We start from the raw sequence: 12,599 nt of genomic DNA, 5'->3' as shown, positions 1-12,599 counted from the left end.
CTCCGGTTCTTTGCTTTGTCGTCTCAAACTGGTCGATAGGCGACCGCTTCGACCTCGATCTTGATATCGATCATCAGCCGCGATTCGACCGTGGTGCGGGCCGGCGGGTTCTTCGGGAAGTGCCTGGCGTAGACCGCGTTGAAGGCGCCGAAATCGCGCGCGTCTTCCAGCCAGACGGTGGTCTTCACCACATCGTCCAGTGTGCAGCCGGCCAAGGCCAGCGCCGCCTTCACATTGGCGAGCACCTGCTCGGTCTGTTCGGTGATACCGCCCTTGACCACGATGCCGTCGCTGCCGACCGGAACCTGACCCGAGACATAGACGAAGTCGCCGGCCCGCACGGCGGGCGACAGCGGCACATGGGATGTTCCAAAAGTCTGCTTGGGCAAGGGATCGCCTCCTCTGATGACGCGGCAGGGCACCAGGGCGGCGCCCACTTCCGCGCAGATTTACCGCGATCGCGGCGGTCCCGATAGAGCCCTTGTTGGAAAGCAACATTCTTCGAAATCCGTGTTGCTTTATTACAGAAGCGCTTGCATCGTGCGCACCGGCCGGGCGGCCTGCGCGCCGCGACGGACAAATGCCTGTGCGAGACCGGAGAAACCGAGAATGACCTTCGACAAGAACCCGTTTCCTTCAGGCGATGCCGACCGCCATGCGCTGTGGGAGATGCTGGTGCGGCGCGACATCGACGCCTTCATCGGCCAGGACTGGTCCATGGTCGAGCACGATTTTATCGCCGAAAGCTTCTTCGGCATGCATGCGCATTTCCTCGCCAATGCCGATGCCTGGCGGCTGCAGTTCCCAAGGCTGGAGGTCTACCGCGACGAGTGGCTGCGCCAGGCCAAGGAGACGGCGGCGACCGAATTCGCCGAGCCGTTGCGCGAGGCGCTGTTTCGCGTCACCAATCTGCGCGACATCGATGTCGACGGCGACCGTGCCGTGCTGCACAAGAAGTTCGACGGCTCCGTCGCCAAGGCGGATGGCAGCGTCGACCGGCTGAAATGGCAGACCCTGTATTTCTGCCGGAAGGTCGAAGGCAGCTGGAAGATCGCCGGCTTCGTCGGCTACATGCCGTATCCGCTGGGGGCCTGAGAACGCCGTAGCGGGGCGGGTAAAAGGCTGTGGTAACAGGGTACCCTCGTTCGTTCGGCTTATCATAGGCGTTCGGGATTAGCCGGGCCTTCCGACTTCGTCATCCACGGGCGAAGCAGCCGCGTAGCGGCGTCGCGAAGACCCGAGGATGACGAAGCAATGGAGGCCTCCGCTAATCCCCCAGCCGTTATCGCCCGACCAGCACCGCGGCGCGGTAGGCCGGATTGCCGTACCAGGCCATCCGGTCGAGTTCCGCCGCCCTAACCGGGAGGTCGACGACGTCCATCTTCTGTTCGAGCCGGTCTGGCTCGATCCAGGGATCGTTGAGGAAATAGACGCCGTCGCCATGGTCATGGACGAGCACCCAGTGCGGGCAGGTGTGGCCCATCATCGGCGCCTGGTCGATCAGCACCAGCGCCGACAGGCCGCGATCGAGCGCCTGGCCGATTTCTTCGACGGCAAAGGCGCGCCTCTCGATCGGCAATGACGCGGCTTCGGCCTCGCGCTTGAAGCCGGCCTGAACGAAGCTCATCAGCCCGCGCCTTTCCTCCGAGCTGGCCCGGTCGAGGAAAATCGGTTCGGCGCTGCTCATGAATATTTCGGCCCGCAGGCCGCGCCGGCGCGCCGCCAGCGCCAGGCCGTAGGGGTCGCAGCCGCCCGGACCGCTCGGGCCGATGATGGTGGTGGCCTCGCGCCAGAGTTCGACCTCCAGCGCCCGGTCCGGCCGCAAGGCCGGATCGATCCCGGCCAGCGCCATGGCCAGCGCCGACGGCCCGCAGGTAAAACCCGCCGTCTGCGGCCAGGATGGCGGAACCTGCCGGCGGTTCGGTTCGCTGCCGGTCCAGCGTTGCAGGAACCCGTCGCGGCGCTGCCACTGGCCGCCGATGCGCTGCGCCGTATCCTCGTCGGCGCGCAGGCAGAGCACGTCTTGCGCAAGCGCCTCCTTCTCCAGCGCCTCCAGCAGGCGCAGGCCGTCACCCGCGATGAAATTCGGAGCAGACCAGAACAAGGCGATGCGCAGCATCGCTGCCGCCGGCCGGCGCTGCCCGACCACGATTGCCTCCGGGCGGCCCTCGCTGTAGCACGCCACGCCGGTGACCCCGGCGATCTCCCGCAGCGCCGCCAGCCGATCGCCGGCCTCGGCCGGCACCGCCGCGATCAGGTCGGCCCAGACGGCCACGTGTTCGGCCGTGAAGACCGTCACATTGGCCCCTTCGCCTTCAGCCGATACCACAGGCTCCTCGAAGTGCTGCATGACCCGCAAATTAGCCGGACAATGGCCGATCAGTACAGGGTGAAGAAGGCCGGGAACAGCAGGCCCGTCTGCCGCAAGTACTCGATCAGTTCGATGGCCGGGAAGATGGCGAGGAAATAGAGCCCGTCAAAGAAAGTGCGCTTGAGTGCGCGGGTCGAGAATTGCAGCTGGTCGTCGTCGCGGTAGAGCAGCGGGTTCGGCCAGAAGCGCGGCGTCGTCTTGATATAGGCGGAATAGGCCGGGCCGAACTTGCCCAGCAGATATTCGGCTTCCTTGCGCGCCGTGACGCGGAAGATGAGGAAGCTGGCGACGCCAAGCACGGCCGCCGCCACCAGCGAGCCGTAGAGCAGACCGATGCCGACCGCGCCCACCGTCGAGAAGAAATAGAGCGGGTTCTGGCTCATCGAGAACGGCCCCGTCGAAACCAGCTCCTCGTTCTTCTTGCCGCCGACATAGAGGATGCTCCACAGCCGGCCGGCAACGCAGGCGAGCACCAGGCAGAAGCCCAGGAATTCGAGCGTTTCGTGACCGTTAGAGCCCTCGCTGAGCGCCGGCTTGGTGAGAAACAGCAGCAGCACCGCCAGCACCGCCGCCACCCGAACGAAGATCAGCCGCTTTCGCTGCACGAAGGCCTGTGAAACAGGCTTGAGGGACGCGTAGGTCATTCGTGTCTTCCTGGGGCACAGATTACGGGTTCGGCCACTGGGGCGCGCCATTGATGGCGGATACAAGGCCGCCGCTTTCAATCAGCGCAGCACGCGGCGTTCGTAAAGGCCTTTTGCGCCAATCACGGCCATCCTTACGAATTTGTATGCCACGGGACAGGCTGGAGTGAAGTCGCTTCCTTATCGTTCAGATGCCGGTCCGCCAATTAGGGGTCGGCTTCAATTGCCGCGGCCCGGATCACCGGCATCAGATAGGGAATTTTTCCATGAAGAGATACGCACTTGCCGTCGCAGGTGGCGCGCTCGCCATCGCCGCCTCGATGTCCTCCGTTTTCGCAGGCCCCGCGCCTTGCGAGGAGACGCTGAAGACCCTTCGCGCAGCGGAGGCCACGGCCACGCTCAGCGCTGCCGACAAGGCCAAGGTCTCGGAGCTGGAGACCAAGGGCATCGAACGCTGCAATGCCGACGACGACAAGCGCGCCGACGACTTCTTCGCCCAGGCCATGAAGGTCATGGGCAAGTAGATCCGGCAACCATAAGGACGGCCGCCATGCTCTCTCCCAACAAAACCACTGGACCGAACCGTAACAGGGTTCCGGAGGTCACGCTCGACTTCTGGCTGATCAAGCTGATGGCGGTCACCATGGGCGAGACGGCGGCCGACTATCTCGCCGTCAATCTCGGGCTCGGGCTGACCGTCACCTCGCTGATCATGACCGGCGTGCTGATCGTCGCCCTTGGCCTGCAGTTCGCGCAGAAGCGCTACGTGCCCTGGGCCTACTGGCTGGCGGTGGTGCTGATCAGCGTCGTCGGCACGCTGATCACCGACAACCTCGTCGACAATTTCGGCGTGCGCCTGCAGACGACGACGATTGCCTTCTCGGTGGCGCTCGCGGCGACGTTCGCGGTTTGGTACGCCAGCGAAAGAACACTGTCGATCCACACCATCTTCACGACGAGGCGCGAGATCTTCTACTGGCTGGCGATCCTGTTCACCTTCTCGCTCGGCACCGCCGCCGGCGATCTCGTCGCCGAGAGTTTCGACATGGGCTATCTCACGTCGGGCCTTATGTTCGGCGGCGTCATCGCGCTGATCGCGCTTGCCTATTATCTCATCCACCTCGACGCCATCCTCGCCTTCTGGCTGGCCTATATCCTGACGCGCCCGCTCGGCGCCTCCTTCGGCGATCTTCTGTCGCAACCGCTCGAATATGGCGGCCTCGGCTTCGGCACCACCTTCACCAGCCTGATCTTCCTGGGCTGCATCGCAGCACTCGTCCTCTACATGACGCTGAAGAGAACGGCCGACGATGCCGACGAGATCCTGCTGGAGCAGGATTAAGGACTGTGAGGATGCGCTAGCGCTGACAATTGGCAGAGAACCCCACCACTTCGTCATCCACGGGCGGAGCAAGGAGCGCAGCGACGCAGCGCAGACCCGAGGATCCATGCCGCGACTTCAAAGCGCCGCAGCGGTGCAGAATTCAGCTCCGTTGCACTCTATGACCAAGGTCACGGAATGGATCCCAGGGTCTTCGCGACGGAGTTTCGCTCCTGCTTCGCCCTAGGATGACGAACGTGGGGAAGGCCTCAGCCAATCTCGAATGTTTATGGCGAAAGCCCCCGCCAAAGCCATCCTGCCATCCTAGGAACGGGGCCGTGCCGGTGATAGCCTGTGCCCGATATCGGCGATCAACCGGAACAGCGATGCGACTTCTTCTTGTCGAGGACGACCACAAGACGGCGGACTATATCGTCAGGGGACTGACCGAGGCCGGCCATGTCTGCGATCTCCTGCGCAACGGCCATGACGCGCTTTTTGCTGCCACCAGCGGCAGCTATGACGTGATCGTCGCCGACCGAATGATCCCCGGTCTGGACGGCCTGTCGATGATCAAGGCGGTGCGCGCGGCCGGCGTGCGCACGCCGGCGATCTTCCTCACCTCCATCGGCGGCATCGACGACCGCGTCGAGGGCCTGGAGGCCGGCGGCGACGACTATCTGGTCAAGCCCTTCGCCTTTTCCGAGCTGCTTGCCCGCATCAATGCGCTCGGACGCAGGCCGGCGGCGCAGGAGCAGAAGACGGTGCTGCGGGTCGCCGACCTCGAAATGGACCTCATCATGCGGCGCGTCACGCGCCAGGGCCAGCCGATCGACCTGCAGCCGCGCGAATTCAGCCTGCTCGAGGTGCTGATGCGAGGCGAGGGCCGCGTCATCACCCGCACCATGCTTCTGGAGCGCGTCTGGGACTTTCATTTCGATCCCAAGACCAGTGTCGTCGAGACCCATATCAGCCGGCTGCGGGCCAAGGTCGACAAGCCGTTCGAGGCCCAGCTCATCCATACCATCCGCAACACCGGCTACAGCCTGCACGCACCGCTTGCGCCATGACCGGAAGCTGGTCTCGCCTGCTGCGCAGCACGCCGTTCCGGCTCGCCCTGACATTCGGCTTCCTGTTCATGCTGGCCTTCGTGCTGTCGGGCGCCATCGTCTACCAGATGATGAGCGCCGATCTTGCCGAACGGCTCGACGAAAGCATCAAGGAAACCTATTCGGTCGTCGCCGCCACCTATTCCGCGAACGATCTGGAGGACCTTGTCGCCACGATCGAAAGCCATGCGAAGCTCAGCCCGAAGAAAGAACAGCTGTTTTCGCTGACCGACCCAGCCGGGAACCACCTGGCCGGCAACTTCACCGCCACCGGGCTTCCCGACGGGTTCTCGGGGTTCGACGCCGTGTTGCCAGGCGTGCCTCCGGATACGGAGTATCGCGCCTTTTCCGGTTCGGTCGGCGGCAACAATCTGACGGTCGCCTTCAGCCTTTCCGAAACGGAGGAGCTGGAAACAGTGGCGATGATGAGCTTCGGCTGGGCGACCCTGATCATCACCGGACTGGCGGTCGCCGGCGGCGCCCTGCTTGCCTCGCGCGTCCAGCTCCGTCTCGACGGCATTGCCGCCACCATGGTCGATGTCTCGCATGGCCGGCTCGATACCCGCATTCCGCTGACCGGCACGGGCGACGACATCGACATCGTCTCCAGCCAGGTCAACGCGGCGCTCGATCGCCTGTCGGGCCTGGTGGACGGCATGAAGCAGGTCAGCGCCAACATCGCGCATGATCTGAAGACGCCGCTCAACCGGCTGCAGATGATCCTGGAAGGCGCCGCCGACAAGGCAGCGCGGGATCAGGACGTCTCCGACGATCTGGCCGACGCGCGTGCGGAGGGCCATCAGATCAACGAGACCTTCGATGCGTTGTTGCGCATCGCTCAGATCGAGGCCGGTGCCCGCAAGGCGCGGTTCACCGATCTCGATCTCGGCGAGGTGCTGGAAATCATAGCCGAGATCTACACCGATGTAGCCGAGGACGACGGAAAGTCGCTGGTGTCGACGCAACTGCGTGAGACAGCAGACCCGATTCATGGCGATCGGGAACTGTTGACGCAGATGTTCGCCAATCTGGTCGAGAATGCGCTGCGCCATTGCCCGCCCGGGACGACCATCAAACTGTCGGTGACGCGCCAGGCCGAGCGTGTCCTTGCCAGCGTCGCCGACAATGGACCCGGCATTCCTCCGGACGAGCGCGAACAGGTGTTTCAGCGGCTCTACCGGCTGGACCACAGCCGCTCGACGCCGGGCAACGGCCTTGGCCTCAGCCTGGTGCGGGCCATTGCCGATTTGCATGGCGCATCCATCGCCCTTGACGATTGTCAGCCTGGCCTCGCCGTGGTGGTGAGCTTTCCGCTGGTAAGATCGGCGGCGTGATAGGGCCGAAAGCTGGTGCCAGAAACTTACCAGAGCGCCAATAGCTTACGAAAGGGTATGAGGCCGGCGACCCGCCCGTAAGCTTGCAGCGGCATAATGAATGGACCCAACCGTCCATCGAAAGGCTGCGGAAAATGAAAGACTTTTTTCGGAAAACCACCGGTATCTTGCCCGCTCTCGCCGTCGCGGCGTGCCTGGGCACGACAGCCCTCCTGGCTCCGGTGCTTGGCAGCCTGCCGGCCTCGGCCGCCGAGAAGCCCGTCCAGCCGGAGAAGAACCCGCCGGGCGACATCCCCGATTCGCAGGTCTTCATCGACTACACCTCGCCGCTAGGGTTCACCCTGAAGGTGCCGGAGGGCTGGGCACGGTCGGACCGTGCCGACGGCGCAAGCTTCGTCGACAAGTTGGATGGCGTCGCGGTCACGGTTTCCAAGGCGGACGCCGCGCCCACTGTCGACAGCGCCAAAGCGGACTATGTCGCCAAGCTCGAGGCGGCCGGGCGTGCTGTGAAGGTCAGCGCGGTCAAGCAGGTCAAGCTGCCGGCCGGTACCGCGATCCGCATCGTCTACACATCGAACTCCGAGCCGAACGCGGTAACCAACCGGCAGGTTCGCCTCGAAAACGAACGCTACCTCTATTTCAAGGACGGCAAGCTCGTTGCGCTCGAACTTTATGCACCCAAGGGCGCCGACAACGTCGATCAATGGCAATTGATGTCCAACTCGTTCCGGTGGAAGTGAGATGCACGCGCTGGACGCGCATGAGATCTATCGCTTTTTCCATATAGGCGACGACGAGACGGCCGCCTTGCGAGGCGTCAGTTTCCATGTCGCCGCCGGCGAGATCGTCGCCCTGGTCGGACCATCCGGCAGCGGCAAATCCACCTTGCTGGCCTGTGTGACCGGCCTCGATGAACCGGATGGCGGCTATGTCGAGGTGGGCGGCGTTCGGCTGACGCGGCGACCGGAAGCGTATCGCACGCGCGTTCGCGCCGCCAGCTTCGGCATTCTGCTGCAGTCGGGAAACCTGTTCGGCCACCTGAACGTCGAGCAGAACCTTCGATTGCAGATGCTGCTGGCGAACAAGCCGGACGACCGGCGAATGGCCGGCCTGCTGGAAAGTGTCGGCCTTTCGCATCGCGCCCGCGCTTTTCCGACCGAGCTGTCCGGCGGCGAGACCGCGCGCGCCGGTCTTGCCGTGGCACTGGCCGCCGATCCGCCGATCCTGATTGCCGACGAGCCGACCGCGGAGGTCGATAGCGAGACCGAATCCCGGCTGATCGCCCATTTCGAGGCGCGGCGCGACGCCGGACTGGCGACGCTGCTGGCCACCCACAGCAAGGTGCTGGCGCAGAGGGCCGATCGCATCATCAGGCTGAAGGATGGGAGGATCGCCCGTGGCTGAAACGCTCGTCGTCGCAAAGGGCCTCGGACGAGACTTCCGGGATGGCAACGCCGGCCGGATCAGCGTGCTGCGCGATGTCGACTGCGAGATCGCGTCGGGTGCACGCATCGCTCTCGTCGGACCTTCCGGCAGCGGCAAGACGACACTGCTGCATATTCTTGGCGGCCTCGACCGGCCGACGGCCGGTACCGTCGAATGGCCGGGACTGGGTTCATTCGAAACTCTGAGGCCACGCCAGATCGGCTTCGTGTTCCAGTCGCCCAGCCTGTTTCCTGCCCTCACCGCGGTCCAGAATGTCGGCCTGCCCATGCTGCTGGCCGGCGAGAATGTCGGCGCCAGCGACATCGGGGCATCGCTTCTGCAATCGTTCGGCCTTGGCGAACTCGGCGATAAGCTGCCGGAGGAACTGTCCGGCGGCCAGGCCCAGCGCATTGCCATGGCGCGCGCTCTGGCCATAGGTCCGAAGCTTGTGCTGGCCGATGAGCCGACGGGGCAGCTGGACAGCCGAACGGCGCTGCGCTTCTTCGACGCCGTGTTCGACCGTCTGGAAGGCACCGACATCGCCCTGGTCGTAGCCACACATGACGAAGCCGTGGCCAACCGCATGGCGACGCGCTGGACGATGGATCACGGCCGGCTCACCACAGGGCATCGGCCCGGGGCGGCTGCCGCATGATCATCCTGCTGTGGATTCGTGGTGTGCTTGCCCGCCGCTTCCTGCGCGTGGCCGGTGCCGCCGCCGGCATCGCGCTGACGGTCGCTCTGCTCGCCACGATGGCGCTCTTCCTCGCCAGCGCCGGTGCATCGATGACCATGCGGGCCGTATTGGCAGTTCCAATCGACTGGCAGGTGCAGGTGATTTCCGGTGTCGATCCCGACCTCGTCGGCAAGGCGCTGACGGACGCTGCTCCGGTCACGGCCGTGCATCCGGTCCGCTATGCCGATGTCGCCGGCTTCGAGGCACAGACCGGCGGCACGACCCAGACCACGGGGCCTGGTCAGGCGGTTGCTTTCGACAGCCAGTATTCCAGCGATTTCCCGGCGGAAATCCGCTCGCTTTCCGGCACCCTCGACGGCGCGCTGATTGCCCAGCAGACAGCCGCCAACCTCCATGTCGGTCCTGGCGACACTGTCTCGGTCCGGCGGATCGGCCTGCCGCCGGCAGAGGTCAGGATTGCTGGCGTGGTCGACCTCCCGGACGCCGACGCTTTGTTCCAGGCCGTCGGCCTGCCGCCCCAGGCAGCGCCACAGGCTCCACCCGACAATGTCCTCATCCTGCAACAGGAAGCCTGGCGGCAACTGTTCGATCCGCAGCAGAAGGCGCGCCCCGACACCACCCGGCTGCAATTGCATGTGCGGCTGGCCCACAAGTCGCTGCCGACGGATCCCGCCACGGCCTATACTTTTGTCACCGCCGCCCAGCACAATCTCGAGGCGCGGGTCGCCGGTCAGGCCCTTGTGGCCGACAATCTCGGGTCGCGCCTCGGCGCGGTCCGCGAGGATGCGCTGTACGCCTCGGTGCTGTTCCTGTTTCTCGGGCTGCCCGGCGTCGCGCTGGCGGTTGCGCTGACCTTTGCCGTCACCGCGTCCGGCGGGGCACGCCGGCGCACGGAGCAGGCATTGCTTCGCGTCCGCGGCGCGACGACCAAGGCCATCCTGTTGCTGTCCGCCACGGAAGCCGCTGTCGCGGCCATCGCAGGCACCGCGATCGGCATGGCTGCGGCATCGCTGCTTGCCATTATCGTTCCGGGTCTCGGGGCGGTGCTTGGCGTCAACGTGCCGACGCTGCTCCTTGTCGCCTTGTTCGGGCTGCTGGTCGGGTTCATCGCCTTTCTCTACCCGGCGTGGCGGGACGCGCGCTGGGCGACCGTGACCGCGGCACGGCGGACCGTGAGCCGGCCGGGCGCGCCGCTCTGGCAGCGCCTTTGGCTGGACATGCTGCTGCTCGCCGCAGCGGGGTTGTTCTTCTGGCAATCGGCGAGTACCGGATACCAGATCGTGCTTGCGCCCGAAGGCGTGGCGGCGACAGCGGTGGACTACAAGGCATTCGTCGCGCCGGCCTTGTTCTGGCTTGGCACGGCGCTGCTGACAATCAGGCTGTCGGCCACGGTGATCGCGCGCAATGGCGCGCTCCTGCGCATGATTGTTGCCCCGGCATCGGGGGCACTGGCGCCCATTGTGTCGGCCGCCCTGTCGCGGCAAGCGGGGCGGCTGACGATCGGCATTGCGATGACCGCGCTGGCCATCTCCTTCGCGACGTCGACCGCCATCTTCAACACCACCTACAATGCCCAGGCGCGCATCGACGCCGAGCTGACCAACGGCTCCGACGTCACCGTCTTCGGCACGACGGACAGACCGGCCGGAGCGCACCTTGCGGCACTCGCCTCGCTGCCCGAAGCGGCAACGGCCGAGCCCATGCAGCATCGTTTTGCCTATGTCGGCGCGGACCTGCAGGATCTTTATGGCATCGATCCCGCCCGCATCGGACGCGCCACCGGTCTTTCCGATGCCTATTTCAGTGGCGCCAGCGCGGCCGGCACGCTCGCCCTGCTCGCCGCGACGCCGGACGGCGTTCTGGTCTCGGAAGAGACCGTGCAGGATTTCCAGCTCCAGCAGGGCGATACGATCAATTTGCGGCTCATCGATGCCAGGGATCACCAGTATCATTCCGTGGCCTTCAAATTCATCGGCGTCGCCCGCGAATTTCCGACCGCGCCGAAGGATTCCTTCCTTGTCGCCAATTCGGCCTATGTGGCCGGGATGACCGGCTCCGATGCGTCCGAATACGTGCTCATGCGGGCCAGGGCCGATCCTGCCGCATTGGCCCGGCAGGTTTCGTCGGCGCTGACCTCCGATCCGTCGCTGAAGGTGGCCGACATCGGCCAGGCCGCTCATCTCATCGGCTCGAGCTTGACCGCGGTCGATCTCGCCGGATTGACGACAATCGAACTGGGCTTTGCGGTGGTCATGGCGGCCGCCGCCGCCGGGTTGATGCTGGCCCTGGGGTTCTTCGAGCGTCGCCGGCCTTTCGCCATCCTGGCCGCGATCGGCGCCAAACCGCGCCAACTCGCGGCCTTCCTGTGGAGCGAAGGTCTGCTGGTCCTCGTCGGCGGCATGACGTTCGGCCTGCTTTCTGGCCTGTTGACGGCATGGATGCTGGTCAAGCTGTTGACCGGCGTTTTCGATCCGCCACCCGAAGCACTGTCGATCCCCTGGCTTTATCTGGCGGTCATGCTCGGTCTCGTCGCCGCTTCGGTGGCTGCCGCCGTTTGGTCCGCCAAGCCGTCGGCGGAACAGGCAGCGGAACAGCTGCGCGATTTGTGAGGCCAAGCGTCGACTTACCTATTTGTAAAGTTGCGGCCAGCCCCTCGACAACTCCACGGCCTAAGCTCGTTTTGTCTCTCGCTGGCGCAAATCCAGGAAAAGCGCGGTGTGGTTTTCGGGGAAAGCGCGGAGCGCCTTCCCTTGGGAATTGCGTCGAAACGAAGAGGCAGATCCGGCGGCCAAACGGCCCGGATACCGGAGCCGCTCCAGGCCAATAGCCAGCGGCTTCACAACCAAGTCAAACGGGAAAAAGACCATGAAGAAGTCAGCTATCGCAGCCGCAATGATACTCGCCGTCATATCCTCGACCGGTGCTTTCGCCGAGGCGGCCACCGGCACCATTGCCAGCATCGACAAGAAGGGCGACTCCATCACGCTTTCCGACGGCAAGACCTTCGTGCTGCCGGAAGGCATCGAGGCCGAGACGCTGAAGGTCGGCGAGAAGGTGGTGGTGACCTATTCGACCAAGGCCGGCAAGCTGGCGGCATCGAGCATCAAGCCGGCTAAATAGACGCCACGTGGCCCAATTCCGCCGGCAGCGGTCTCAACCGCTGTCGGTGGGTTCGGCGTCTTGAGGTATTCCGGTGGATCAGGCGATCGAACTGGGTGTGGGCACCCTGCCGGGTTTTTGCAAATCGGTACGGGCTTGTCGCTCACCGATCGATCCGCGTCGACAAAATGATCGACGATGAGGTCCGCTCGACCCCATCCATGGCGCCGATCTGGTCGAGCAGCGCGTCGAGGTCGCGGATCGACGGCGCGTCGACGATGACAATCATGTCGAAATTGCCGCTCACCGAATGCAGCGTCCTGACCGGCGGCAGCGCCTGCAGCGCGCGCACCACCTTGTCGGCGAGCTTGGGCGTGACGGTGAGCAACACATGCGCCTTGACCAGGCCCTGCTCATAGTCGGCGGAGAGCTTGACGCCATAGCCTGATATGATGCCGCGCTGTTCCAGCCGCTCGATCCGGCTCTGCACCGTGGTGCGCGACACGCCGAGACGCCGCGCCAGTTCGGCCGTCGAAGCACGGGCGTTGGAACGCAGCAGGGAAAGCAGCGCCTGTTCGGCTTCACTGAGCATTTCGACG

Annotated in this window: 14 protein-coding genes; 10 read left to right on the top strand and 4 right to left on the bottom strand. The window is 64.9% G+C overall.

What is annotated here, in order from left to right:
* Window positions 1-23: 23 nt before the first annotated feature.
* Window positions 24-389: a RidA family protein gene (locus D3242_RS07625; protein WP_027047560.1), complete on the bottom strand. Its 366-nt coding sequence runs from the start codon at window positions 387-389 to the stop codon at window positions 24-26.
* A 220-nt stretch (window positions 390-609) separates the two neighbouring features.
* On the opposite strand from D3242_RS07625, the gene D3242_RS07620 reads away from it, so the two are divergent.
* Window positions 610-1,095, top strand: coding sequence for a hypothetical protein (locus tag D3242_RS07620; protein ID WP_064981558.1), 486 nt, complete (start codon window positions 610-612; stop codon window positions 1,093-1,095).
* Window positions 1,096-1,282: 187 nt separating this feature from the next.
* Here the strand turns inward: D3242_RS07620 and D3242_RS07615 are convergent, their stop codons facing one another.
* Entirely contained in the window at window positions 1,283-2,350 is a 1,068-nt protein-coding gene (locus D3242_RS07615) for a peptidase C39 family protein (RefSeq protein ID WP_064981560.1), read from the bottom strand.
* 29 nt (window positions 2,351-2,379) lie between these two features.
* Window positions 2,380-3,015 (bottom strand): methyltransferase family protein, encoded by a 636-nt coding sequence (locus D3242_RS07610; protein WP_019862154.1) that lies wholly within the window; start codon window positions 3,013-3,015, stop codon window positions 2,380-2,382.
* 266 nt (window positions 3,016-3,281) lie between these two features.
* Here D3242_RS07610 and D3242_RS07605 point away from each other — a divergent pair, with 266 nt between their 5' ends.
* From D3242_RS07605 to D3242_RS07560, 9 genes are all read left to right on the top strand, one after another.
* A complete protein-coding gene (locus D3242_RS07605; protein ID WP_027047561.1) occupies window positions 3,282-3,539 on the top strand; it encodes a hypothetical protein in 258 nt (85 codons plus the stop codon).
* A gap of 26 nt (window positions 3,540-3,565) precedes the next feature.
* Window positions 3,566-4,357, top strand: a complete 792-nt coding sequence (locus tag D3242_RS07600) for a COG4705 family protein (protein WP_064981562.1) — start codon at window positions 3,566-3,568, stop codon at window positions 4,355-4,357.
* A 365-nt stretch (window positions 4,358-4,722) separates the two neighbouring features.
* Window positions 4,723-5,406: a winged helix-turn-helix domain-containing protein gene (locus D3242_RS07595; RefSeq protein ID WP_064981564.1), complete on the top strand. Its 684-nt coding sequence runs from the start codon at window positions 4,723-4,725 to the stop codon at window positions 5,404-5,406.
* Window positions 5,403-6,779, top strand: coding sequence for a sensor histidine kinase (locus tag D3242_RS07590; protein ID WP_064981566.1), 1,377 nt, complete (start codon window positions 5,403-5,405; stop codon window positions 6,777-6,779). The genes D3242_RS07595 and D3242_RS07590 overlap by 4 nt, the downstream gene beginning before the upstream one ends.
* 134 nt (window positions 6,780-6,913) lie before the next feature.
* Window positions 6,914-7,519, top strand: a complete 606-nt coding sequence (locus tag D3242_RS07585) for a hypothetical protein (RefSeq protein ID WP_064981567.1) — start codon at window positions 6,914-6,916, stop codon at window positions 7,517-7,519.
* A gap of 1 nt (window position 7,520) precedes the next feature.
* Window positions 7,521-8,183 (top strand): ABC transporter ATP-binding protein, encoded by a 663-nt coding sequence (locus tag D3242_RS07580; RefSeq protein ID WP_064981569.1) that lies wholly within the window; start codon window positions 7,521-7,523, stop codon window positions 8,181-8,183.
* A complete protein-coding gene (locus tag D3242_RS07575; protein ID WP_196774173.1) occupies window positions 8,176-8,859 on the top strand; it encodes an ABC transporter ATP-binding protein in 684 nt (227 codons plus the stop codon). Before D3242_RS07580 ends, D3242_RS07575 begins: the two co-directional genes overlap by 8 nt.
* On the top strand, window positions 8,856-11,510 hold the full coding sequence (locus D3242_RS07570; protein ID WP_064981571.1) for an ABC transporter permease: 2,655 nt from the start codon (window positions 8,856-8,858) through the stop codon (window positions 11,508-11,510). The genes D3242_RS07575 and D3242_RS07570 overlap by 4 nt, the downstream gene beginning before the upstream one ends.
* A 256-nt stretch (window positions 11,511-11,766) precedes the next feature.
* Complete coding sequence (locus D3242_RS07560; protein ID WP_044548515.1) at window positions 11,767-12,021, top strand: DUF1344 domain-containing protein; 255 nt, start codon at window positions 11,767-11,769, stop codon at window positions 12,019-12,021.
* 142 nt (window positions 12,022-12,163) lie between these two features.
* Here D3242_RS07560 and D3242_RS07555 read toward each other — a convergent pair whose 3' ends face one another.
* Window positions 12,164-12,592, bottom strand: coding sequence for an Lrp/AsnC family transcriptional regulator (locus D3242_RS07555; RefSeq protein WP_010912460.1), 429 nt, complete (start codon window positions 12,590-12,592; stop codon window positions 12,164-12,166).
* Window positions 12,593-12,599: the final 7 nt, after the last annotated feature.

The organism is Mesorhizobium jarvisii (assembly GCF_003601985.1).
GTDB classification, from domain to species: domain Bacteria; phylum Pseudomonadota; class Alphaproteobacteria; order Rhizobiales; family Rhizobiaceae; genus Mesorhizobium; species Mesorhizobium jarvisii.
Note: the sequence above shows the minus strand (reverse complement) of the source record. Positions and strands in the feature narration are given on the sequence as shown.

Excerpts from the sequence above, each read along its gene's own strand:
- D3242_RS07615 (WP_064981560.1), bottom strand. The coding sequence starts at position 2,350 with ATGCAGCACTTCGAGGAGCCTGTGGTATCGGCTGAAGGCGAAGGGGCC.
- D3242_RS07585 (WP_064981567.1), top strand. The coding sequence starts at position 6,914 with ATGAAAGACTTTTTTCGGAAAACCACCGGTATCTTGCCCGCTCTCGCC.
- D3242_RS07620 (WP_064981558.1), top strand. The coding sequence starts at position 610 with ATGACCTTCGACAAGAACCCGTTTCCTTCAGGCGATGCCGACCGCCAT.
- D3242_RS07600 (WP_064981562.1), top strand. The coding sequence starts at position 3,566 with ATGCTCTCTCCCAACAAAACCACTGGACCGAACCGTAACAGGGTTCCG.
- D3242_RS07610 (WP_019862154.1), bottom strand. The coding sequence starts at position 3,015 with ATGACCTACGCGTCCCTCAAGCCTGTTTCACAGGCCTTCGTGCAGCGA.
- D3242_RS07555 (WP_010912460.1), bottom strand. The coding sequence starts at position 12,592 with ATGCTCAGTGAAGCCGAACAGGCGCTGCTTTCCCTGCTGCGTTCCAAC.
- D3242_RS07605 (WP_027047561.1), top strand. The coding sequence starts at position 3,282 with ATGAAGAGATACGCACTTGCCGTCGCAGGTGGCGCGCTCGCCATCGCC.
- D3242_RS07580 (WP_064981569.1), top strand. The coding sequence starts at position 7,521 with ATGCACGCGCTGGACGCGCATGAGATCTATCGCTTTTTCCATATAGGC.
- D3242_RS07570 (WP_064981571.1), top strand. The coding sequence starts at position 8,856 with ATGATCATCCTGCTGTGGATTCGTGGTGTGCTTGCCCGCCGCTTCCTG.
- D3242_RS07595 (WP_064981564.1), top strand. The coding sequence starts at position 4,723 with ATGCGACTTCTTCTTGTCGAGGACGACCACAAGACGGCGGACTATATC.
- D3242_RS07590 (WP_064981566.1), top strand. The coding sequence starts at position 5,403 with ATGACCGGAAGCTGGTCTCGCCTGCTGCGCAGCACGCCGTTCCGGCTC.
- D3242_RS07560 (WP_044548515.1), top strand. The coding sequence starts at position 11,767 with ATGAAGAAGTCAGCTATCGCAGCCGCAATGATACTCGCCGTCATATCC.